This is a genomic window from Actinoallomurus sp. NBC_01490 (genome assembly GCF_036227085.1).
In the GTDB taxonomy this organism is placed as follows: domain Bacteria; phylum Actinomycetota; class Actinomycetes; order Streptosporangiales; family Streptosporangiaceae; genus Actinoallomurus; species Actinoallomurus oryzae.
Genome location: NZ_CP109433.1, coordinates 11181994 through 11202885 on the forward strand (window position 1 = coordinate 11181994; position 20892 = coordinate 11202885).

At 70.8% G+C, this 20892-nt stretch carries 20 protein-coding genes and 1 pseudogene; 10 read left to right on the top strand and 11 right to left on the bottom strand.

Annotated elements, in window-relative coordinates:
• Window positions 1-21: 21 nt before the first annotated feature.
• The 3 genes from OG417_RS51670 to OG417_RS51680 all read left to right on the top strand — a co-directional run bounded on the left by OG417_RS51670 (window position 22) and on the right by OG417_RS51680 (window position 2519).
• A complete protein-coding gene (locus OG417_RS51670) occupies window positions 22-636 on the top strand; it encodes an RNA polymerase sigma factor (RefSeq protein ID WP_329246441.1) in 615 nt (204 codons plus the stop codon).
• Window positions 633-1721: a hypothetical protein gene (locus tag OG417_RS51675; protein ID WP_329246443.1), complete on the top strand. Its 1089-nt coding sequence runs from the start codon at window positions 633-635 to the stop codon at window positions 1719-1721. Before OG417_RS51670 ends, OG417_RS51675 begins: the two co-directional genes overlap by 4 nt.
• 150 nt (window positions 1722-1871) lie before the next feature.
• Window positions 1872-2519, top strand: a complete 648-nt coding sequence (locus OG417_RS51680; protein WP_329263127.1) for a hemerythrin domain-containing protein — start codon at window positions 1872-1874, stop codon at window positions 2517-2519.
• A 132-nt stretch (window positions 2520-2651) separates the two neighbouring features.
• Here the strand turns inward: OG417_RS51680 and OG417_RS54760 are convergent.
• The 4 genes and pseudogenes from OG417_RS54760 to OG417_RS51695 all read right to left on the bottom strand — a co-directional run.
• A pseudogene (locus OG417_RS54760) lies at window positions 2652-2831 on the bottom strand (LysR family transcriptional regulator); the annotation flags it as partial.
• A 34-nt stretch (window positions 2832-2865) separates the two neighbouring features.
• Window positions 2866-3621: an MBL fold metallo-hydrolase gene (locus OG417_RS51685; RefSeq protein ID WP_329246446.1), complete on the bottom strand. Its 756-nt coding sequence runs from the start codon at window positions 3619-3621 to the stop codon at window positions 2866-2868.
• 27 nt (window positions 3622-3648) lie between these two features.
• A complete protein-coding gene (locus tag OG417_RS51690; RefSeq protein ID WP_329246448.1) occupies window positions 3649-4455 on the bottom strand; it encodes an alpha/beta fold hydrolase in 807 nt (268 codons plus the stop codon).
• A gap of 271 nt (window positions 4456-4726) precedes the next feature.
• Window positions 4727-4906, bottom strand: a complete 180-nt coding sequence (locus OG417_RS51695) for a hypothetical protein (RefSeq protein WP_329246452.1) — start codon at window positions 4904-4906, stop codon at window positions 4727-4729.
• A gap of 255 nt (window positions 4907-5161) precedes the next feature.
• Between OG417_RS51695 and OG417_RS51700 the strand changes: the two genes are divergently transcribed.
• Complete coding sequence (locus tag OG417_RS51700) at window positions 5162-6019, top strand: helix-turn-helix domain-containing protein (RefSeq protein ID WP_329246455.1); 858 nt, start codon at window positions 5162-5164, stop codon at window positions 6017-6019.
• 23 nt (window positions 6020-6042) lie between these two features.
• On the top strand, window positions 6043-6429 hold the full coding sequence (locus tag OG417_RS51705; protein WP_329246458.1) for a nuclear transport factor 2 family protein: 387 nt from the start codon (window positions 6043-6045) through the stop codon (window positions 6427-6429).
• A 9-nt stretch (window positions 6430-6438) separates the two neighbouring features.
• Here OG417_RS51705 and OG417_RS51710 read toward each other — a convergent pair whose 3' ends face one another.
• From OG417_RS51710 to OG417_RS51720, 3 genes are all read right to left on the bottom strand, one after another.
• Complete coding sequence (locus tag OG417_RS51710; RefSeq protein WP_329246461.1) at window positions 6439-7152, bottom strand: DUF1963 domain-containing protein; 714 nt, start codon at window positions 7150-7152, stop codon at window positions 6439-6441.
• Between the two features lie 373 nt (window positions 7153-7525).
• Complete coding sequence (locus OG417_RS51715) at window positions 7526-10336, bottom strand: helix-turn-helix transcriptional regulator (RefSeq protein WP_329246464.1); 2811 nt, start codon at window positions 10334-10336, stop codon at window positions 7526-7528.
• Between the two features lie 198 nt (window positions 10337-10534).
• A complete protein-coding gene (locus OG417_RS51720) occupies window positions 10535-11305 on the bottom strand; it encodes an SDR family NAD(P)-dependent oxidoreductase (protein WP_329246467.1) in 771 nt (256 codons plus the stop codon).
• Between the two features lie 101 nt (window positions 11306-11406).
• Here OG417_RS51720 and OG417_RS51725 point away from each other — a divergent pair, with 101 nt between their 5' ends.
• Both OG417_RS51725 and OG417_RS51730 read left to right on the top strand, forming a co-directional pair.
• Window positions 11407-12234 (top strand): helix-turn-helix domain-containing protein, encoded by an 828-nt coding sequence (locus tag OG417_RS51725; protein WP_329246470.1) that lies wholly within the window; start codon window positions 11407-11409, stop codon window positions 12232-12234.
• Between the two features lie 86 nt (window positions 12235-12320).
• A complete protein-coding gene (locus tag OG417_RS51730) occupies window positions 12321-12887 on the top strand; it encodes a TetR/AcrR family transcriptional regulator (RefSeq protein ID WP_329246473.1) in 567 nt (188 codons plus the stop codon).
• Here OG417_RS51730 and OG417_RS51735 read toward each other — a convergent pair.
• The 4 genes from OG417_RS51735 to OG417_RS51750 form a co-directional block, all read right to left on the bottom strand.
• Window positions 12884-13318 carry a hypothetical protein gene (locus OG417_RS51735; RefSeq protein ID WP_329246477.1) on the bottom strand — a complete coding sequence of 145 codons (435 nt, stop codon included), beginning with the start codon at window positions 13316-13318 and terminating at the stop codon, window positions 12884-12886. The two genes, OG417_RS51730 and OG417_RS51735, sit on opposite strands and share 4 nt — an antisense overlap.
• Before the next feature lie 11 nt (window positions 13319-13329).
• Entirely contained in the window at window positions 13330-13947 is a 618-nt protein-coding gene (locus OG417_RS51740; protein ID WP_329246480.1) for an NAD(P)-dependent oxidoreductase, read from the bottom strand.
• Between the two features lie 125 nt (window positions 13948-14072).
• Window positions 14073-16445 carry an MFS transporter gene (locus tag OG417_RS51745; protein ID WP_329246483.1) on the bottom strand — a complete coding sequence of 791 codons (2373 nt, stop codon included), beginning with the start codon at window positions 16443-16445 and terminating at the stop codon, window positions 14073-14075.
• Window positions 16446-16583: 138 nt separating this feature from the next.
• Window positions 16584-17210, bottom strand: a complete 627-nt coding sequence (locus OG417_RS51750; protein WP_329246486.1) for a TetR/AcrR family transcriptional regulator — start codon at window positions 17208-17210, stop codon at window positions 16584-16586.
• 527 nt (window positions 17211-17737) lie between these two features.
• On the opposite strand from OG417_RS51750, the gene OG417_RS51755 reads away from it, so the two are divergent.
• The 3 genes from OG417_RS51755 (at window position 17738) to OG417_RS51765 (ending at window position 20879) form a co-directional block, all read left to right on the top strand.
• Window positions 17738-19000: a hypothetical protein gene (locus OG417_RS51755; protein ID WP_329246490.1), complete on the top strand. Its 1263-nt coding sequence runs from the start codon at window positions 17738-17740 to the stop codon at window positions 18998-19000.
• Between the two features lie 150 nt (window positions 19001-19150).
• On the top strand, window positions 19151-19846 hold the full coding sequence (locus OG417_RS51760) for a GNAT family N-acetyltransferase (protein WP_329246492.1): 696 nt from the start codon (window positions 19151-19153) through the stop codon (window positions 19844-19846).
• A gap of 79 nt (window positions 19847-19925) precedes the next feature.
• Window positions 19926-20879 (top strand): anti-sigma factor RsbA family regulatory protein, encoded by a 954-nt coding sequence (locus OG417_RS51765; RefSeq protein WP_329246496.1) that lies wholly within the window; start codon window positions 19926-19928, stop codon window positions 20877-20879.
• Window positions 20880-20892 lie beyond the last annotated feature (13 nt).

Consider the following 20892-nt stretch of genomic DNA (forward strand, 5'->3'; position numbering starts at 1 on the left):
ACGATCACCATGGAGACCGGGTTGGTCACTGAGGATGTGCTGACGGGCTCGCTCGCCGGCCTGGCCGCCACCGGACGTGAGCTCGTCCTGGGCCTCGTGCCGCGAGGGCCGCGATCGGGAATCCTCCGGGTGTCCCGCGTCCAGGACGCCGACTTCGAGGCGCGGCTCACCGCCTCGTACGAGCGGCACTACCCGTCGTTCGTCTCCTACGCGCGCCGCCACGGCGCGGCGAGCGCGGAGGACGTCGTCCAGCAGGCATTCGAGAAGGTGTGGCAGCGGCGCCTGCGCCCGGCCGAGATCGACAACATCGACGCGTACGTACAGACGGCGGTGCGACACGAGACCTGGCGCGAGCTCGCGCGGGCGCGTACCGACCGTGAACGCTACGGCGGCGATCCCGCGGACGTCGGCGACCGCCCCGACGGCGGTGCGGCGGACCAGGTACTGGACCGGGTCACGCTGCGCCGGTTCCTCGACCGGTTGCCCCGGCGAGAACGCGAGGCGGTGGTGTTGCGCATGGTGTGGGATCTCAGCGTGCGGGAGGCCGCGGAGAGCATGGGAGTGAGCGACGGAGCGGTGAAGCGCTACTGCGCCGACGGACTGCACCGGCTGAGCGACTGGTTGCGGACGGCATGAGGGCGCCACTCGCGACGGCGCTCGCCCTGGCCGCGGCGCTGACGGCGCCGACGGCCTGCTCGTCGTCCCACTCGTCCGCACAGGTGTTGACCGGCGTCCGCGCCGCCGACGTGGAGTCGGCGGCCAGCATGGCCGAGGTGCCGTACGACATGCACGTCAAGACGATGCGTGACACCCCGTTGCTGGTCGGGCCGCACTACAGCCTGGGCTTGTCCTGGATCGCCACCGGCCGGGAGATCGGCGCGAGGCCCGCCGGCACCCTGGGTGTCCCGCCGATACGAGCGGCCGCCGGCCAGGAACTGGTCTTCGCGCTCATTTCCCCCGAGGCCACCAACGCGGCGTTCAAACCCGAGAAGCCGGCGACGGCCTCCGTGCTCGTCGACGGGGCCGCGACGCCGGTGCAGGGTCTTCCGCTCGCCGACAGCGAGACGACGGCCTCCCACACCGTGCTGATCATGGTCGGCGCCAGGCCGCGGTCGTCGGTGAGGCTGGAGGTCACCGACTCCGGCCGGCGCCTGGACCTGGACCTGCGCACCGGAGCGGTCAGCGGGCAGGGAGGGTTCACCCAGCGGGACAGCGACGTGAAATGGCGGGGCGGCTCACGGGTCATGCTGCCGAACAGCGGCGTCCCCTCACTCGGCAGCGGCAAGCTCTCCCTGTCGAACCATGTCACGACACAGGCGCCGTTCGCCGACCACGCCACGCTCACCAACTACCAGGGCGGAAAGTGGGCGCCGGCGGGCCGTGCCTTCCTCACGCTGCCGCTCCCGAGCATCTCGTGTGACGCGATGCTGGGAATGACCTACTCGGTGAAGTTCAACGACTCCACGGCGTTCTCCTTCACTCCCGATGGCGGCGGAAAGACCGTACGAGCGGAAGGGGGGAAGCGAGACGTGGGTTTCGTCTCTCTGCCGACCTCCACCACCGCGACGGTCGTCTTCTCGGTGCCGGCCAAGACCACCGGCGGAACGGTCGCATTCGACCTCAGGAACGCCCGGGTGGTCGACGCCAACGACGAAGGCGGGTCGTGGGTCCGGCCACCGGGCGTGTTCAAACTCAAGCTGACCTTCGACCGGCCGGAGTGACCCGTTAGGTCACGCTTGCGGCACAACGCGTGACGGGGATCAACAGCCGAAAAGGTTCTGATCACCGACAGATCTTTCGCAGCCCTTGATGCCTGGTTCGCGATAATGGCGAATAGACATTAAGGACGAAAGAGGAAATGCATCGTGAGCATGAATTCGACGGAGCCTGCGGCGATCACCGAGACTCGGCTGCTGCACAAGATGCATCGGGCCGCGACGTCCCTGCTGGCCGACGCCGCCCGGCGCGATACCGCCCCGCCGGCCGCGCTGGCGGAGCTGCGCGACTTCCTGGTGGCGACGCTGCGGCATCACCATGAGAGCGAAGACGGGGTGATCTGGCCGCAACTGATCGCCGCCGACCCCGAGGCCGGCGCCGGGCTGGCCGAGCTCAGCACGGAACACGACGCGCTCGACGCGGCGTTGGACTCGCTCGCCGCCCTTCCCGTGCGCGACGACGCGGACCGGCCCGGGCTCGCCGCGGCCGCGGCCACCGTACGCGACCTGGTGCACACGCACCTTGAGCACGAGGAACCGGTCCTGTTCCCCGCGCTCGCGGTGCACATGACCGATGAGGCCTGGGCGGAGTTCTCCCGCGCGGTGATCGCGTCGGCCCCGCCCGTGGGCGTCCACCTCAACATCGGTTTCTTCGAGCAGGTGGGCACCCCGGCCGAACTGGAGGTCGTCATGGCGTACCTGCCGGAGGCCGCCCTCGCGCACGTCCCGGCCATGTCCGAGCAGGCCCGAGCCACCCTCGCCGTCCTCCAGGCGACCGAAGCCGGAGGGACCGTCACCGCCTGATCGCCGCCCGATGGCACCCCTGACGGTCGGGTCTTCCTCGTCGGGCTCGGCCCAGCGGCGCGGGTCGGTGAGCGCGTCCACCGCATTCACGATCGCCCGGGCCTGGGCCAGGAACCGCGCACCCGCCGGGGTCACGGTGACTCGCCGGCTGGTGCGCTCGAAGAGCCGGACCCCCAGTTCGCGCTCCAGATTCCGGATGTGGCGGCCGAACGGCTGCGCGCTGATGTAGTGCCGCCGCGCGGCACGGCCGAAGTGCAGCTCCTCCGCTAGCGTGATCGCATATCGAAGTGACCTGAGGTCCATGGTTTCCATCCGTGACTGGCAGTCAGGTGGGCCGGTGTGGCGCTCACGGAACCGTCACCGGAGTTCCGGGCAGGACCAGCCGGACCTCGATCTCCGGGGCGATTCTCGCGACCGCGTCGGCGTAGTGCCGCGGGTCCCGGTCGCCCTTGGTGATCATCCGGTCGCCCAGCCGGCCGCTGTGGAAGGCGTAGTGGTGGGGCACGGCCAGCGTCGGCTTGAGCACGGCCGTCAGCCCGGCCGCCTCCTCGGCGTCCATGACCACCTGGCGCAGGTTCATCGGCCGGATGCACAGGCCGTTGGTCGGCAAGATGGCCAGGTCGACGTGGCCGAACCTGTCCGGGATGGTGTCCAGCTCCGGCACGCGCAGCGAGTCGCCGCCGAAGAAGACGGCGCGCCCCCCTGTCTCGATCATGAACGTGACCTCGTGGACGCCGTGCCGGCCGGGGGTCGCGGTCACGGTGAGGTCGCCGACGGTGGTGGCCTCCCACGCCTCGATGGCGCGGATGTCGCGGAATCCTTTGTCCCGCGCGATGGCCGCGACGGTGCCGGGCCCGATCAGGGGTACGTCGAGGTCGAAGCTCGCGGCGACGAGGGCGTCGAGGTCGCAGTGGTCGTAGTGCTCGTGGCTGACCACGACGGCGTCGACGCGCCCCAGCTCTTCGACGCTCGAGGCGACCGGCTCACCCTGGTAGTAGGTCGCGGTCTGGGTGAACCAGGGGTCGGTGAGGACACGGGTCCCGCCGATCTCGATCAGCTGGCAGGCGTGCCCGATCCGGGTCACGTTCAGTGGGGTGCTCATGATGTTCTCTCCTTGCAGGTCGGGATGTCACCGGTCGCCGAGGTCGAACAGCGCGCCCAGCAGTTCCTCGGGCGTCTCGACCTGCGGCATGTGACCGGTGCGGGGCAGCAGTGTGAAGGTCGACGACGGGATCGCGGCGGCGAAGGCCTTGCCGTACTCCGGATCGACGATGCGGTCGCTCTCGCCCCACAGCACGTGGACCGGGAGGTCGAGACCGCCGAGCCGCTCGGCCAGTGTCGGGTCGGACATGGTCGGGCCCGTGTAACCGACCAGTGCCCGTACGTCGGGGCTGGGCCCGGTGCCCGTGCCGCTCGGCGGAGCGGGCGCCTTCCTCGCGTCGTGGAAGGAGTACGACAGGAGCTCGGTCGGCGACAGGCCGCTGACGTCGGTCATCGGGTGGCCCTCGACCTCGATGCCGATTCCGTTGACGATCACCGCACCGCTGACTCGCGGGCTCTCCTGCAGGGCGATCTCGGCGGCCAGCCACCCCCCGAAGGAGTTGCCGATCACGGTCACGTCGGTGAGGTCGAGTTGCTCCAGCAGGGCGACGTACGCCCGGGCCAGCTCGGTGACGCCGGTCAGCCCCTCGGCCTTCGGCGTGCCACCGAAGCCGGGGTGAGTGGGCAGCAGCACCCGGGAGTGGGTGCGTTCGGCGAGCAGGTCGGCGAAGCCGGCCATCGTCCGCACGCCGCCACCGCCGTGCAGGAGCAAGAACGGCCGGGTGCGATCGCGGTCCTGAACCGTGACCTCGACGGGGCCGACGGAGCCGACCTGGAGCGTACGGGTCTCGGTGCGGGTGGGCCGGAGAGTGCCGGCCGCAGTGGGAGTGACCATTCGTTCCTTCTCTCCATGGAGTCCGTGACGTGACGCGTATCAGGAACCTTATATCAGGTTCCTTAGATAAACAACCTGGCTTGCCGTGGTGGGACTTCTCCCACGAAGTCCGGCGTGATGCCCAGAAGTCGCCTACCGGCGGTGACCTGGGGTTTTCGGTCAGCGGAACCGGCAGGCCCGGACCGGAAGGTCGGTGCCGCCACGGTGTGGAGCACCCTGCACATGGCCGCCGTCCATGAGGGCGACCCGGGGATGCGAGGGACAGTGGCCGCTACGCGCGAATGTCAAGGAGACGTTGCGGCTCTTCGAATTTCGCGATCACGTCTGCCATGACGGCCTTGCGTTCGGCATCGTCGCGGACCTCGTCCGCCCGCCGCTCGGCTTCGGCGAACCACGCCCTGAGCCGGTCGATCTTGTCGGGATGAAGACTGTAAATTCTTAGGTGGATCATGGTGCGCTATCGCATATCCGTGTTGGTCGGTCAGCAACGGTGACCAGCGGGCGCCGGTCACCGCTGGTCCTCAGCTTGGTGATGGCCGGATCACTCGAGCGACTCGACCATAGCGGCGCCCGCGACGGGCATAACGCCGCACCGAAGCGAATAGGCATTTATCGCCTACATCGGCACGGGGTGATTGCGTAGGGACCGCTCTTGCGGGTGGACTACGCCGTTAATCAGTCCTGGCATAACGGGGGGCACTGAGTGATGGGGCAACAGGATTTCGGGGCGGCGTTGCGCCGGCTGCGGGAACACACCGCGCCCGCCACCGTCGGGCTGCCCGCCGGTGGACGGCGGCGGGCTCCCGGGCTGCGCCGGGAGGAGCTCGCCGAGCTGGCCGGGGTGTCCGCGGACTACGTCCGGCGGCTGGAGCAGGGGGGCCGCCACCCGTCCGCCGGCGTGGTGGCCGCCCTCGCGCGCGCGTTGCGGCTGGGGCGGGCAGAGTACGAGCGGCTCTGCGCGCTGTCCGGGCACGCCGCGGCCGACGGGCAGGTGCCACGCGAGGTCGGGACGGGCGCGATACGGCTGCTCGAACGGCTCGACGGCACTCCGGTGTGCCTGTGCGACGCGGCGTGGAACGTGGTCGCCTGGAACGGCGCGTGGGCGGCGCTGCGGTGCGGGGAACCGACCGCGCACCGCTGGGACGGGAACATCGCGTGGCGCACCTTCGGCGGTGCGCCCAGCCGGGTCAGGCGGACCGCCGAGCGCGTGGCCGGCTTCGAGACCATGCTCGCCGCCCGGCTTCGGACCGCGTCCCTGCGCTACCCGGCCGACACCTCGCTCGCCACTCTCGTGGACGAGCTGCGGAGCGAGAGCGGGACGTTCGACGGCCTGTGGCGTACGGCGAGAACCGCTGTCGCGGCGGAGGATCGGGCCGTGCTGCACCATCCGGACGTCGGCGAGCTCACGCTCGACTGCGATCTGCTCGCGGTTCCGGACGGCGATGCGGTTGCGGTGATCTTCACCGCGCGTCCAGGCTCCGCCGACGCTGCACGGCTCGGCGAGATCGTCGACGGCCGGACCGGGACGGTCTGCCTGGGACAGATCGGCCCAGGCAGACCGTGATTCCGACTGGCATCCTCGCTGCCATGAACGAGAAATCGGTGAGTACGGATGTCCTGCGGCGCATGGAAAAGGCCATGAACAGTCACGACCTGGATGCCCTGGCCGAGTGCTTCACCGAGGACTTCCGCTCGGTGATCCCGCTCCATCCGGCGCGGAGCTTCACCGGCCGTGCGGGCATGCGGCGCAACTGGGCGGGACTGTTCGCGCACGTTCCCGACCTCGCGGCGACCGTACGGCAGTCCGTCACGGACCGCGACCAGGTGTGGAGCGAGTGGGAGATCGCCGGCACCACGGTGGACGGCGAGCGATACCTCTCACGCGGCGTGGCCATCCTGCGACTGCGCGACGAGCAGATCGCCTCCGTCCGCTTCTACCTCGACGACGTCGATGACCCGGACAGCGCTGGATGAGTCGAACGGTCAGACGATGTCGAGACTGATTCTGACCTGATCGAACCGCCGCGCGGCCAGGTCCTCGCGCGGGATCACCCAATGGACGATCCCGAGCGCTCCACTCCAGACGGGGGTGTCCCATTCGGCGAGCAGGATCCACTCCTTGCCGGGATCCTCTTCCTCGGCCTGCTCAACCGGGTTGATCTGTATCTCGTCGGGATATCCGCCTATGCGAATCGGCCCGTCGCGTATGATGTCGTCCTTCTTTTCCGTCCACACATCTTTCAGCTCGTTCAGGTAGGGATGCTCTGGCTGATCGGGGCCTTCGTCGGGCATGGACGGGACGATGGACAGGTAGAGATCACTGCGTGGGAAATCGTCGGGAAGAGAGGTGCGCTCCACCACGGGTATCCCGGCCGGGACGTACATCACCTCGCCGTTCAGATCCGGCCCGAAGTCATCGCTCTGGGTGAAGAACAGCAGGTGACCGTCCGGCGGCAGAGGAATGTCCGTCGCCTGCCGGGGTATCGCCGCACAGTCGAGCGAGAACACGAAAGGCCACTGTATGTCCGGCGCGTCGACCGGGAGAATCGGGTGCCCACCCGCCTGGCCTACGACCGGCCCGTCGCCGGTGGTCAGCAGCGTCACACGCCGGCGGGCAGTGCTCAGCCATCGCTCTACATCGGGAGCCGGCACGCCCTTCTTGAGCGCTTCTTCGCGGAGAACTTCAAGTTTGCCCACCCAAATTATTATGCCATGCGATCGCGAGCCAATAGGTAATTTCCAACGCCGTTCAAGTGCGACGGGCTCGACGATTTACCGGTATTCGCAGACAACGCCTGACCGACGTACATAAAAATCACCCAGTGCCACCGTGGCACCGCCCAAGCCGGGATACGCGATCAGCACTTGAGGAGCGCCGCGGCGACCTCGTCGGGCCGCGTCAGCATGGACTGGTGGCCGCCGGACACCATCAGCGGTGCCAGACCGATCCGGGCCGCCCGGCTGCCATGCCCAGCCGCCCTGCCAAGCGCCGGGAACAAGAACGAACGTCGTCGAGATGTCGGACATGAGGGTATGCCTTCCCATGTTGTCGGATTTCTGCGTTGGGACGTCAGCAGGTCGTGTGGTTGTCATGCGGGTCGGAGGGCAGGCGCGTCCGCAGCGCGCGCAGTTGGCTGCGGGAGCTGAGGCCGAGTTTCTTGAAGATGTTGCGCACGTGGGCGTCGATGGTGCGCGGGCTGAGGAAGAGCCGGCCGGCCGCCTCCTTGGACGTGGCGCCGTGGGCGACCATGCGGGCGATCTTCAGTTCCTGGGCGGTCAGGCGGTCGAAGGGCGTGGCGGTGGCTTCGGGCGGGCGGTCGCCGCAGGCGGACAGTTCGCGGGCGGCACGCGCGGCGAATCCGGTGGCGCCGATGGTGGACAGCTCCTGATGGGCGATGCGGAGTTGCAGGCGGGCGTCACCGCGCCTGGACTCGCGGCGCAGCCATTCCCCGTAGACCAGACGGGCGCGGGCCAGTTGCACGGCGGCGTGGCTGCGCCCGAGCCGATCGATCGCCTCCTTGTACAGGTCTTCCGCCCGTGAGCCCGAGCTGAGCAGGGCGCGGGAGCGGGCCTCGATGCCCAGTGCCCACTCGGTGCCGGACACACCGGTGCGCTCGGCGAGCCGCTCGAATGCTCGTTCGGCGAGGTCGGCGTCTCCCGTACGGGTGGCGGCCTCGATCAGTTCCGGGAGGACGAGGGAGCTGAGGCCCGGCTCGTCGTGTTCACCCGCCACGCGGGCGGTCTGGGCGGCGGTCTGGTAGCGGCCGGTGGCATTGTGCAGCACCGCGGTCGCGTAGTCGACCGCCGAGAGCACCCAGCCCTGACCGCGCTCGCGCGCCAAGATCTTTGTCGTCTCCGACAGCGCGGCCGTCCGGTCCGGATCGGCGTGCCAGGCCGCGAGCACGATGTCGGCCCAGGAGGAGTCGCGGGCGCCGTTCGCCTCCGCCGACTCATGCGCCACATCGATCAGCGCCGCCGCCTCACCGAACTCGCCGGCGTGGATGCGGTACAGCGCCAGGCAGCGCGAGGCGACCGGCAGTTCGATGAGCGCGCCGAGCTCGCGCACCGTCCGTACGTAGCGCTCGGCGAGCACGCGCCAGGCGTGCTCGTCCCACAGATCGACCGCGGCCACGCAGGCGGGCCTGAGCCGGCGGACGTCGGAGACCTGGACGGAGTCGGCCGGGACCAGGGCGTCGACGGCCTTTCTCAACAGCGGGGCCGCGTTGGCGTGACCGTCGATCAGCTGATCGGTCAGCGCGTCGATGAGCAGGGACGAGGCGGGCTCGGGCGCTGTGGGATCCGCCGTGGCGAGCGCGGCGCGTGTCGTACGCGCGTCCTGTGCGAGCCGGCTGCGTTCGCCGAGGCGGCCGGCGCAGATCGCGGCCGTGAGCGCTTCCAGGTACGTCATCTCGGCCAGGGCCCGGTCGTACGGCGCCAGCCCCCTGGCCGCGTCGAGCAGCCGATCGGCGGCCGTGACGCGGTGTCCGCCGCCCATCTCGATCTGAGCGCGGAGCAGCTCGGCCAGTGCGTGTCTCCGTGCGTCCAGCGGTCCTGCCTGGGCGGTGGCCAGGAGCCTGGTCGCGGCCTCGGTGGCGCCCGCCTGATGCTTGAACCGAGCGGCCGCCAGGGCCCGGTCCGACCGCCGATCCGGATCAGGGCTCAGGGCCGCGGCGCGTTCGAGGAACCCGGCGGCCGCAGCCACGCCGCCGCGCGCGTGAGCGCGGTCCACCGACCGTTCCAGCTCCCCGGCGATGGACTCGTCGGGGCGCAGGACGGACTGCGCACCGTGCCAGGCACGGTGGTCCGCGCCCCAGTGCGGTTCGGTCACCTGCGCGAGCGCCTGGTGTACGGCGCGGCGCTCCTCCGGCGCCGCCGCCCGGGAGACCACGGACCTTACCAGCGGGTGAGGGAAGCGCACGCCGACACCGATGTCCAGCAGCCCTGCCTTCTCAGCCGCCGTGACCGCCTCGGTCCCGACGCCCAGCAGTTCCGCCGCGCGCCACAACAGGACCGGCTCGCCCAGGGGCTCGACGGCCGCGATGAGAAGGAGCCGCCGCGTCGGCTCCGGCAGGGCCGCCAGCCGCTTCCGGTAGGCGGCCTCCATCCGCTCGGGCACCCGCAGCGCCTCCGGCGGGCCGAAGCCACCGGCCAGTTCCGGTATCCCGATACCGCGCGCCAGTTCGATCAATGCCAGCGGATTGCCGCGCGACTCCGCGAGGATCTGGTCGCGGATCCGCTCGTCCACCGGCACGTGGATCCGCGAGGAGAACAACGCCAGCGCGTCCTCGGGGCCGAGGCCGGTCACGGCCCGCACCGGCAACCCCGCGAGAAGGCCCGGTGCCACCGGCCCGCGCAGCGCGAACAGCAACGCCACCGGGCTGTCCCCGACGCGACGGGCGACGAACGCCAGCACCTGCGCCGAGGCGTCATCGATCCAGTCCGCGTCATCGATCACACACACGATCGGCCGTTCACGCGCGGCACTGGTCAGCAGCCCCAGCACCGCCAGGCCGACCCGGAATCGATCGGGCGCCGCCCCCTCACGGGCCGCGAAGGCCACCTCCAGCGCCGCGCGCTGCGGACCCGGGAGGCCGTCCATCCCGTCCAGCAGCGGAACGCACAGCTCATGCAACGCCGTGAACGAGAGCTCGGTCTCGAACTCCCGGCCCGCCGCGTCCAGGCGACGCGCCTGCGGAACCACCGCGAGCGCCTGTTCCAGCAGCGCGGTCTTACCGACGCCCGCCTCGCCGCGGACGACCATCGCTCCGCCCCGCCCGTCGCGCACCGCCCGCAGCAGATCCTCGACGGCCGAGAGCTCCACCTCGCGCGACCGGAAACGCTGCCACCGAGATCGGCTCCGGTCGACCACGCTCAACCCCACGGTCTGTCCCGTTCACGCCTATCGGCCTTGAGCGCGGACACGACGTTCCTCACCTGTACCTTGAAACGGACGAACTGGTTTCAGCACAGCACGACCGCAGGCACCAGATCATCAGGCGGAAAGGTCGCGGTCCGGGCGCCGCCGCTCGACCTGCTCACCTGCGTTCGAACGGCCGGTCGTGCCGATGTGTTCGGAACCTCAGCGCTGCTGGTCGACCGAGCGCAGGAGAACCTCGTTGACCGCCACGTGCGGAGGCTGTGTCACCGCGTAGAGCGTCGCGGCGGCGACGTCATCCGGCGTCAGGGGCCGCAGCGCGGCGGCGAACTCGGCCACGGCTTCGCGGGTCGGGGCATGGGTGATGTGAGAGGCCAGGTCCGTAGCGGTCGCGCCCGGTTCGATCAGCACGACGCGGACTCCTCGCGTGGTCACCTCCTGGCGCAGCGACTCGGAGAAGGCGTTGACGGCCCACTTGGCGGCGTTGTAGACGCCGGTCAACGCGCCCGCGGTCCGTCCGTCGACCGAGGACAGCTGCACGACGGTGCCACGGGCACGGAGCAGGTGGGGCAGGGCCGCGTGGGTCATGTACATGACTCCGAGGACATCGGTGTCGATCATCCGGCGCCAGTCTTCGGTGTCGGCGTCCTCGATGGGCCCGAGCAACATCACTCCGGCGTTGTTGACCAGGATGTCCAGGGCTCCGAGCCGCTGCACGCACTGCTCGACGGCGTTCCGGCATGCCGTCTCGTCGGTGACGTCCAGCTCGATCGCGACCGCGGTCTCGCCGCCGGCTTCGATCTCGGCGACGAGCTGGTCGAGCAGCGGGCGCCGGCGCGCGGCGACGGCGACGGCGGCGCCCCGGGCGGCGAGGGCGCGGGCGATGGCCGTCCCGATCCCGGAGGAGGCCCCGGTGACGAGCGCGACCTTGCCCCGCAGCGACGGGTCGAGGGCGCGGGAGGTGTCGGTGGTCATGGCGGCAGCCTCGCGACCATCGTGCCGCCTCGTGAAGGCCCTGCCGAGGGGGGACCTGACAGGGCCCCTCAGCATGACCGGAACCGCACTAGCCTCGAGCCGTGCGTGATGACAACCGGCTCGGCGAGTTCCTGCGGGCCCGCCGTGAACTGGTGACTCCGGAGGAGGCGGGCCTCGTCGCCCGCGTGCCGGGACGTCGCGTTCCCGGGCTGCGCCGCGAAGAGGTCGCCACCCTCGCCGGCATCAGCGTCGAGTACCTGACGCGGCTGGAGCGGGGCAAGGACCGCTCACCGTCGCGCCAGGTCCTCGACGCCCTGGCCGCGGTCCTGCGCCTGGACGGCGAGGCCGTGCGCTACCTGCACTCGCTGGTCTGGCCGGTGGGCGAGCCGCCCGGCTTGGTCGACACCGGCCGGCCGGTCCCCGCGCTGGCGCGTGCGCTGAGCCGTTTCGGTGACGAGATCGCCTACATCCTCGGCCCGTACTTCGACGTCGTGTCCTGCAGCCGCGTCGCGGAGGCCTTCCTCGGTGCCGCGGGCCGCGGCAACCAGCTCGAGTACGTCTTCCTGCACCCCGACGCCCGATCGGTCTATCCGGACTGGGAAGACGTCGCGACCGAGGCGGTGGCGGCACTGCGCAGCATGGCGCGCGGCCGGGAGGACGACGCCGAGCTGCACTCCCTGCTCGGCCGGCTCTCCGCCGGCAGCGACCCGTTCCGACGGCTCTGGGCCCGGCACGACGTGCACGGCAACTCGTCCGGAACCAAGCGCGTCGTCAGCCCCCGGTTCGGGACCATGACCGTGAACTGGGACGCCTTCGTCACCGCCTACCCCACCGCGCAGACCCTCGTGCTCTACACGGCGGAGCCGGGCTCGGAGTCCGCGCGCGTCCTCGACCGGGTACGTCGATCACTCCACCCGATCGCCGGGTGACGCCACGAGGAGACCGCCGGCACGACGCCGTGATCCACAGGCGCCTGTCCACGCCAGTGAGCCAAGGCGTCTCATACGATCTGACGGTGAGTTACTCGACGGATCCACGGGCCGCGCGCAGCCGGGAGGCGATGCTCGTCGCCGCCCGGGAACTGCTGGTGAGCGAGGGGCCCGGTGCGATCACGCATCAGCGAGTCGCTCAGCAGGCAGGCGTGGGGCGCGCCACCGTCTACCGGCACTGGCCACGGGCCGAGCAACTGCTGCTCGAGGTCATGGGCGGAGCCGACCAGCCGCTCTTCAAGGATCCCGAGACACCGGTCCGCCCGTGGCTGCATCGGCAGCTGCGGCAGATGGCCGACGAGCTCTCCGTACCGGCCGTCGCCGCCGTCGCGCTGACGCTGCACCAGTCCGCGATCTGGGACCCGCAGATCGCCCACCAGCGCGATGAGTCCGTCAAGACGATCGCCGAACGGATCCACGCCGCCGTCCGGTCGGCCGCCGCCGGCGGAGAGGTCGAGACCGACGTCGGCCCGGCGGACCTGTCGGCGATGCTCGTCGGGCCGATCGTCTACCTCACGACCATGCAGAAGGACGCGGTCTCCGACGACCTCATCGACCGCCTCATCGACAGCGTCGGGACCTGGCGCCGTTAGATCGACGCGACGACGACGATGGCGAAGCCGAAGTGCACGGCCATCGCCGCGACGCGGAACCGGTCGGTGCGCACCAGCCGTTCGATGCCACGCCGGTCGGCGGTCCGCCGAAGGCGGCGCTGGAGCGGCACGTCCACGAAGGCACTCACCGCCCACGACACGGTCAGCGCGGCCAGGCCGGCCCAGAGCGCCCACGACGGCATGCCGTCCGGCGCGACGACGAGCAGCACGATCACCAGGGCGGTGAGCGCGAGCTTCGGGAGCACGTAGACCACCCCGCTGCCGCGGCCCTGGGCGGTCTGGACGGCCTCGAACTCCTCAGAGCCGACGGCCGTCCAGCCCGAGAAGACGGCGAAGTGCTCCATGAGGCAGCCGGCCAGGCAGTACGCGGAGAGCATGCCGTACACCAGCGGCCACGTCTCGGTGGACATCGGGGATCTCCTCAGTACACCGCGACGGTACGGCCGGCGTACGCCGGACTCTCGATCTCGGTGACCATCGCCGCGGCGACATCGGCACGAGTGACCTTCGGCGGCATGAGCCGCCAGGACCGGTCAAGGACGTCGAGCGGAACGACCGTGGCCTCACCCGTCGCCGGCCGGTCGGTGAGCATGACGGGATGGAACAGCGTGGTTCGCGGACCGGCGACCACGGCGTCCGCGGCCGCCTTGTCGGCGAAGCCGTCGCCGAGCACGCGGCGCAGGATGAAGTCGTACAGCGGTCCCGCGCGGTGGCGGGAGTCCCCTGCGCCGAACGTGCCCATCCAGGCGACCCGGGACGGCGTGGCCTCGGCGACGGCGCGGGCACCGGCCGACAGGGTGTCGGCCGGTTCTTTCCTGTTTCCCAATGCGCTGATGAGCGCGTCGGCGTCGCGGCAGGCCGAGGTGACCGTGTCACGAACACGCGCGTCCGCCTGCCTGACCTCCAGACGGCCGTGGGCCATGCCGGACAGCGCCTCGGGCCGCCGAGCCAGCGCGACGACCTGGTGCCCCCGGTCGAGCGCGACGGTCAGTACGTGGCGGCCAGTGGCGCCGGTGGCGCCCAGAACGACGATACGCACGACTCTCCCTGGAAAGACGAACCTCCTGTGAGACGAAATGTCTCACAGGAGGTCACGCTCTCACGAAGGCGACTGCGAGTCAATCTGTCTCACAGAATCGCCGACCGCTGCTCTCGTTCACCTCGTCATTCGTCGGGATGGCCGAGCCGGAGATCGGCCGTGGCCGGGTCCGTGCCGTCGACGGTCATCGTGGTCGTGGCCGGCCGGTAGGCGCTGGCGGTCACGGTGTACTCCCCGTGGTCCAGGCCCGTGAAGGCGTACTCGCCATCGGGGCTGGTCGTGGTGACGGCGACCGTGTCGCCCGCGGCGTTGACCAGAGCGACCCGGGCATCGCCCAGCGGCGTGTTCCCCGCCCCGGCGCGTACGGTGCCCCTGAGCCGGCCACCGGCCCGTAGCTCCACGTCGCACTGGGTGGTGTCCTGGTCGCCCACCTCGACCCGTACCGCGCTCGGCCGGTAGCCGTTCGCGTCGGCGACCAGGGTGACGGTGCCGGAGACCAGGTCATTGACGGAGAACCCGCCGCTCTGGTCCGTCTCGGTGGAGGCGACGATGTCACCGCGGAGGTCGGTCACGACGACCGTCGCCCCGGCGATCGCGCCTCCGGTCGTGGCGCTGCGGACGACACCGGCCAGCCCGGACGTGCCGGACAGCGCCAGCTCGTAGAAGAGCGGTTCGTCGCCGACCGTGACCGTGGCCGCCTGCGGCTGGTGCCCGTCGGCCGCCACGATGAGCACGTACGAGCCGGCGGCCGGGACACCCAGCGCGTACGATCCGTCGTCTCCGGTCGTGGCCCGGCCGAGTTGGCGCCCGCCGAGTTCGACCAGGGTGATCGTGGCTCCGGGCAGTGGGGCGCCCCCCGCCCCGCGGATCCGGCCGCCGACCGCCATGCCGCCGAGCACGGGGGCGTCGCCGGCGGACGGCGATTCGACGCTCGGTGCGGGGTTCGGCTGAGCGACCCGGCCCGGCCTCGTTCCCGCGTGCGCGCCCGCCGAGACGCGAGCCCGTGCCGGTGCGTCCTCCACGCTTTCCGACCGGTCGGCCGGCGATGCGGAGAGCCGCCGGCCGCCCCTCCTGCCGTTGATCAGTACGGCCACGAACAGGGCGGCCAGCAGGATGATGCCCGCCCCCCACCAGATGGCGACCGTGAAGCCGTGCACCTGGCCGACCGCCACGAGCAGGCCCGACGGCCGGCCGTGCGCGTGCGAGGCGATGTAGGTGGTCGTGGCCGTCGCGGCGATCGTGTTGAGCAGGGCCGTGCCGATCGAGCCGCCGACCTGCTGGGCCGTGTTGACCATCGCCGACGCCACACCCGCGTCCTGCGGGGAGACGCCGCTGGTCGCCAGGTTCATGGCGGGCATCATGGTCGAGCCCAGCCCCAGGCTGATGAGGAGTTCGGCGGGCAGGACCACGCCGACGTACGAGCTGTCCACCTTGAGCTGGGTGAGCAGGACCATCCCGGCCGCGGCGACGAGCAGGCCGGGCACCATCAGGGCCCGCGCCGGGACGCGGTGCATCAGCCGCGCCGCGATCTGCGTCGAGCCGGTGATCATGCCCGCGGTGAACGGCAGGAAGGCCAGGCCGCTGCGGACCGGCGAGTAGCCCTTGACGATCTGCAGGTAGTACGTCAGGAAGAGGAAGAGCCCGAACATGGCGATCACGGCCAGGCCGACCGCGAGGTAGGCGCCGCCGCGGTTCCGGTCCAGGACCACGCGCAGGGGCAGCAACGGCGCCCGCGTCAGGGCCTCGACGACGACGAACGCGACCAGCAGCACGCCCGCGGCGACGAACAGGCCGATCACGCCGCCCTCGCTCCACCCCTGCGACTCGGCGCGCGTGAAGCCGTACACCAGCGACACCAGACCCGCGGTCACCAGGATGACGCCGGGAATGTCCAGGCGGGCGCGCTGCTGCCCGCCCGTGGACGCCGCGACGTGGACGAACGCCACCGCGCCGACGAACGCCACGGCCGCGATGGGCACGTTCACATAGAGCGCCCAGCGCCAGTTCAGGTACTCGGTCAGCACACCGCCGAGGATCAGGCCGACGGCGCTGCCACCACCCGCGATCGCGCCGTAGATGCCGAACGCCTTGGCCCGCTCCCGCGGTTCGGTGAACATGGTGGCGAGCAACGAGAGCGCCGCCGGCGCGAGCAGGGCACCGAACGCGCCCTGGAGGGCACGGGCGCCGAGCAGCATGCCGGTGTTGACGGCCGCGCCGCCGATGGCCGAGGCACCGGCGAAGCCGACCAGGCCGATCAGAAACGTACGCTTGCGGCCCACGAGATCGGCGATCCGGCCGCCGAACAGGAGCAGGCCGCCGAAGACGAGGGTGTAGGCGGTGATCACCCACTGGCGGTCACCGTCGGAGATGTGCAACGCCCGCTGCGCGGACGGTAGGGCGATGTTCACGATGGTCGCGTCGAGCACGACCATCAACTGGGCGAGGGCGATGAAGAGCAGGGCCGTCCATCGCCGGGAGACGGCCGGCTGTGCGGCCATGGTGCCGTTCCGCTGAACGGTTGGTGCGGTTGTCGACATTACGGAAGGTATCTCCAGCGTTCAGGCGAGATATGAAGGTCAGCGGCGGCTTCGCCGCTTGGGTCAGCGTTGAGGGATGGAATCGGTTGACGCGGGGGACTAGGCGGGCAGTTCGCCGGGCGCGGGGGCGCGCAGACCGGCCAGGAACAGTTCGATGTACCGGCCGGCACGGACGTCGAAATCCGCCCGGTCGCAGCACGGCAGTGGCCGCGTGAGCTGGGCGAGCATGCCCCAGACGTCGTCGAACGTCACGTCGGGGCGGAGCTGCCCGCTCTCCCGGGCCCGCCGCATGATCTCTTCGAATGCGGCCCTACCGCGGGCGCGTACCGCGAAGAACTCCTCGTCCTTGACGAACTGTCCGCGCACCACCTGCAGCACCGCGCCGACGCCGTGGGAGGCGGCGGCCTCGACACAGCGGCGAAGCGCCTGGAAGGGATCGTCCTCCTCGGCCAGCGCGCTCTCGGCATCATCGGCGACCTGCGCGATGACGTGCGTGGCGACCTGGCGAATGAGATCTTCACGGTCGCCGAAATGGCGATAGAGGGTGGCGTTGCCGACACCCGCGCGCCGGGCGACCTCGTCGAGCGACGCCTCGAGCCCGTCCTCGACGAAGACGGCACGAGCGGCGGTCAGAATCCGCTCATGGTTACGGGACGCGTCGGCTCTGCGGCACGGAGCCAGACACCCGCGCGCGCCCTGCGACCGCGCCGTATCCGTACTGCTCATGCCTGCCCCCTCAGCCCCGTGTCGCAGAACCGGGGATCTTGTCCCCGTTTCTGCGGATACATCGCTTGAACAGCGAACGGGTCGGCATGAGTCCCGAGGAGAATGTGATGCGCGTCTCACTTGAGACCTGTGTGACCTGGCGGCTGGTGGCACGCGGGTGGCCTCGTCGGCGGGCAGCGCAGCGACCACCGCCGTCCGTTCCTGACCGCCCGCTCGAGAGCTGGTCGGCGCCGTGCGGCAGCGTGCGCGGAGGGTCGGCGCGCCAGGTCAGTTCGAGCCGTACCCGGCCGCCCAGCCGTCCCTTGAGGCGACCGGGAGTGTCGCAGCAGCCGTAATTCCGGCTCCACCGTTCCGGCGGAATGTGGAAGGTCGTTTCGTAGCGGAGCCATGCGCTCGCATGCACCGCCATACTCCGCGGCGGTCGGGAAAGCACGCGTTTTCAACAAACGATCACTGTCCGCTTTCGGGCCGTTCCGGGGCGTCGAGCGGCGGCTTACTCTCGCCCCAACCGTCAAGGAGGAGCGACCATGACCGCGATCACGGTGGGCACGAAGACGTACACCGACGCCACGGAACTCGTCACCGACCACCCCGACCTGCTGGTGCACCACGAGCAGCTGGACGCCTTCATCACGAGCGCCGCCCAGGCCCCGGCCGGCCTCAACGACGTGGAGGACGTCCTCCAGTGGCTCAACGCCAACCCGGCTCAGGGGACACCCGACGAGATCTACGTTCGCCGCATGCGGAACCTGGTCGACCGGCTCAAGCAGCAGCCGCTCGCCGAGCTGGCCAGGCTCCAGGGCGCGGACCTGCCCGGGCTCTTCCAGAACGTGCTCAGCGTACGGTTCGGCATGCTCAAGGCACTCGACGACTACCTGCGCCCGCTGACCGCCGGAGTGAAGACGACGGAGAAGTTCAAGGCACCGATCCCCGTCGCAGCCGGCTTACTGCTCCTCGAGGAGACGTACACCCAGCTCACGAACATCATCCGCCGGTACGTCTCCGCCTCGACCCCGATCGCCGCCCCCGTCCTCGGCGCGACCGACACCACCGAGGCCACACGGCTCTGGGACGAGTACCTCGCCGGCCGCGTCATCGTGTTCCGCAACGTCCGGGCCGCCATAGGCGCCCTGCAGGGAATCTCGGAGAAGGCCCGCGGCGCGATGCTGACGCTTTCCCCGCCGACCGGATCGGCGATCGCCGACCTGCTCACGCGCGTCGCGATCCTGCTGCACTTCACGCCGACCCGCCAGGCACTGGGGGCCATCGAGGCGCGAGTGCAGACCGGAGGCCGGCTGATCGTCATGGGCGGCAGCCAGGAGACTCTGGCGATGCTCCCGGGCGACGCCCAGACCGAGGCGACTCCGCTGTGGAAGGGCCAGGGCTGGCACACCGGACTGGTCGTCGGGCAGGAGAAGGACGCGACCAAGCTGGTGCCCGCCGGCCGTGTGGTCCCCACGGCCACCGCCACCGCGCTGGTCCCCGACATCACCAGCGGCACCTGGAACGGCTACACGCTCGCCACCCGGGAGATCATCCTGGCGCACGAGCTGAACCACATCCAGCGTCAGGTGACGGGCGGCTGGGGCCCCGGGATCCCGGCCGGCAGCCCGACCGAGGTCCGGAGCGCCTTCCAGGTCGGCGAGGAGTACGCGGCGGTACTGACCGGCGAGCAGCCACTGCGCGCGCTCATCGGCCTCCAGCCCCGCGGCCACATCTCCACCTCCATCCCCGTCGTGAACGAACTGCGCAAGGGCACCGTCACGGAACTCGAACAGCACCTGACCTGACGACGGACCGGCAGCCGAACCCGCTGTCCTTCCGGGTGACCGTCGGCACGGGTTGTGCCGCCCTGCCGTACGAGCCGTGCGGGTCGAAGACGACGCCCGATGGCATCCTGGTCGTCTGATTCATCCGCACGACCGGAGAGGTACGCCACGATGGAGGACGGCGACGCCGTCGTGCTCGACGACCCGGTGGGCGAGTCACTCCGCGGTCACCACACGCACCTCGCCCGCCGGCTCGGCCGGGCCGCCACCTATCCGCCGGGAGTCTCGACCTTCTCCGCGGTGTCCACCGACCCCGGTCCGGCGGACTGGGTCGACCTCGCCCGGCTGCTCGGCCGGGGCGAACTCGCCGACATGTTCAGCTGCCCGGCGACCCCGCCGCCGGGCTGGGAGCCGATGTTCGCCCTCGAAGGCCTCCAGATGATCTGGCCCGGCAGCGTTCCCCCTTGCGCCGAGATCGACGCCGGCGTGGTCGAGCTCCGCACGGACAGCGTCCCTGAGATGCTCGACCTCGTCGCGCGGACCCGGCCGGGACCGTTCTGGCCGCGCACCCGCGAACTCGGCACCTACGTCGGCATCCGCGACAACGGCACGTTGGTCGCGATGGCGGGCGAGCGCCTCCGGCCTCCGGGATGGACCGAGATCAGCACCGTCTGCACCGCCCCCGACGCACGCGGGCGCGGCCACGCCGCCCGCCTGATACGCGCGCTCGTGGCACGCATCGCCTCTCGCGGAGAACGCCCCTTCCTGCACGTGGCCGCGGCGAACACCGCTGCGATCGCGCTCTACGAACGGCTCGGCTTCCAGACCCGCAAGCGCGTGACCTTCCGCGGGTTCCGCACCCCGTGACGGCCACGGGCGGCGGGACACTATGCCGCATACTGGTCGTAATGTGGCCAAAAGCGGCGGGAATCGAGGTGACCGGGTGGTGAACACGCCACGCCCGGCACCGCAGGCCGCAGGGCCGTTTCATCACCCGGCACTGTTCTACCGAGGCCAGGACCAGTACCTGGCCGCGACGGTGCCGTTCGTCCAAGCGGGGCTGGCCGCCGGCGAACCGGTCGCCGCGGCGGTTCCCGAGCCGAACCTGACGCTGCTGCGCAAGGAACTCACCGGGGCACGGGTGACGCTGCTGGACATGGGGCAGGCGGGCCGTAACCCCGGCCGGATCATCCCCGCCGTGCTGCGAGCGTTCGCCGACGCCCACCCCGGCAAGCGGGTGCGGGTCATCGGCGAGCCGATCTGGCCCGGCCGCAGCGACGCCGAATATCCCGCCTGCCTGCAACACGAAGCGCTGATCAACCACGCGTTCGCCGGACGACACGCCACGATCTTGTGCCCGTACGACGCTGACCGGCTCGACGCTCAGGTGCTGGCCGACGCCGCCGCCACCCACCCCGTTCTGGCCGACGCCGAGGGCGAACGCCCCAGCGGCCACTACGCCGCCGAGCACGTCGTCCGGGCCTGTAACCGGCCGCTGCCCCCACCGGCCGGGCCCGACGGCCCGCCGCGGATCGCCGAACTCCCATTCGACCACTCCGGGCTGGGGGCGGTCCGTGCCCTGGTCGTCCGGCGCGCCCGCCACGCCGGCCTCGTCGCCGACCGGGCTCTGGACGCCGAGCTGGCGATCAGCGAACTGGCCGCCAACAGCCTGGTGCACGGAGGCGGCGCCGGAACGCTGCGGATCTGGGTCGAGCCCTCCCATCTGGTGTGCGAAGTGCGCGACCGCGGCCACATCGACGACCCGCTGGCCGGGCGCCGTCCCGTGGAGCTCACCCGTCCCGGCGGGCGAGGTCTGCTGCTGGTCAACCAGCTCGCCGACCTCGTACGAATCCACACCCGGCCCGGCGAGACCACCATCCGGACCTACTTCCTGCGCTGATCGCACCACAACC

Bases quoted from the DNA above. Each gene is read 5' to 3' on its own strand.
- OG417_RS51675 (WP_329246443.1), top strand. From the start codon at position 633: ATGAGGGCGCCACTCGCGACGGCGCTCGCCCTGGCCGCGGCGCTGACG.
- OG417_RS51680 (WP_329263127.1), top strand. From the start codon at position 1,872: ATGAATTCGACGGAGCCTGCGGCGATCACCGAGACTCGGCTGCTGCAC.
- OG417_RS51685 (WP_329246446.1), bottom strand. From the start codon at position 3,621: ATGAGCACCCCACTGAACGTGACCCGGATCGGGCACGCCTGCCAGCTG.
- OG417_RS51690 (WP_329246448.1), bottom strand. From the start codon at position 4,455: ATGGTCACTCCCACTGCGGCCGGCACTCTCCGGCCCACCCGCACCGAG.
- OG417_RS51695 (WP_329246452.1), bottom strand. From the start codon at position 4,906: ATGATCCACCTAAGAATTTACAGTCTTCATCCCGACAAGATCGACCGG.
- OG417_RS51700 (WP_329246455.1), top strand. From the start codon at position 5,162: ATGGGGCAACAGGATTTCGGGGCGGCGTTGCGCCGGCTGCGGGAACAC.
- OG417_RS51705 (WP_329246458.1), top strand. From the start codon at position 6,043: ATGAACGAGAAATCGGTGAGTACGGATGTCCTGCGGCGCATGGAAAAG.
- OG417_RS51720 (WP_329246467.1), bottom strand. From the start codon at position 11,305: ATGACCACCGACACCTCCCGCGCCCTCGACCCGTCGCTGCGGGGCAAG.
- OG417_RS51735 (WP_329246477.1), bottom strand. From the start codon at position 13,318: ATGTCCACCGAGACGTGGCCGCTGGTGTACGGCATGCTCTCCGCGTAC.
- OG417_RS51745 (WP_329246483.1), bottom strand. From the start codon at position 16,445: ATGGCCGCACAGCCGGCCGTCTCCCGGCGATGGACGGCCCTGCTCTTC.
- OG417_RS51750 (WP_329246486.1), bottom strand. From the start codon at position 17,210: ATGAGCAGTACGGATACGGCGCGGTCGCAGGGCGCGCGCGGGTGTCTG.
- OG417_RS51755 (WP_329246490.1), top strand. From the start codon at position 17,738: ATGACCGCGATCACGGTGGGCACGAAGACGTACACCGACGCCACGGAA.
- OG417_RS51760 (WP_329246492.1), top strand. From the start codon at position 19,151: ATGGAGGACGGCGACGCCGTCGTGCTCGACGACCCGGTGGGCGAGTCA.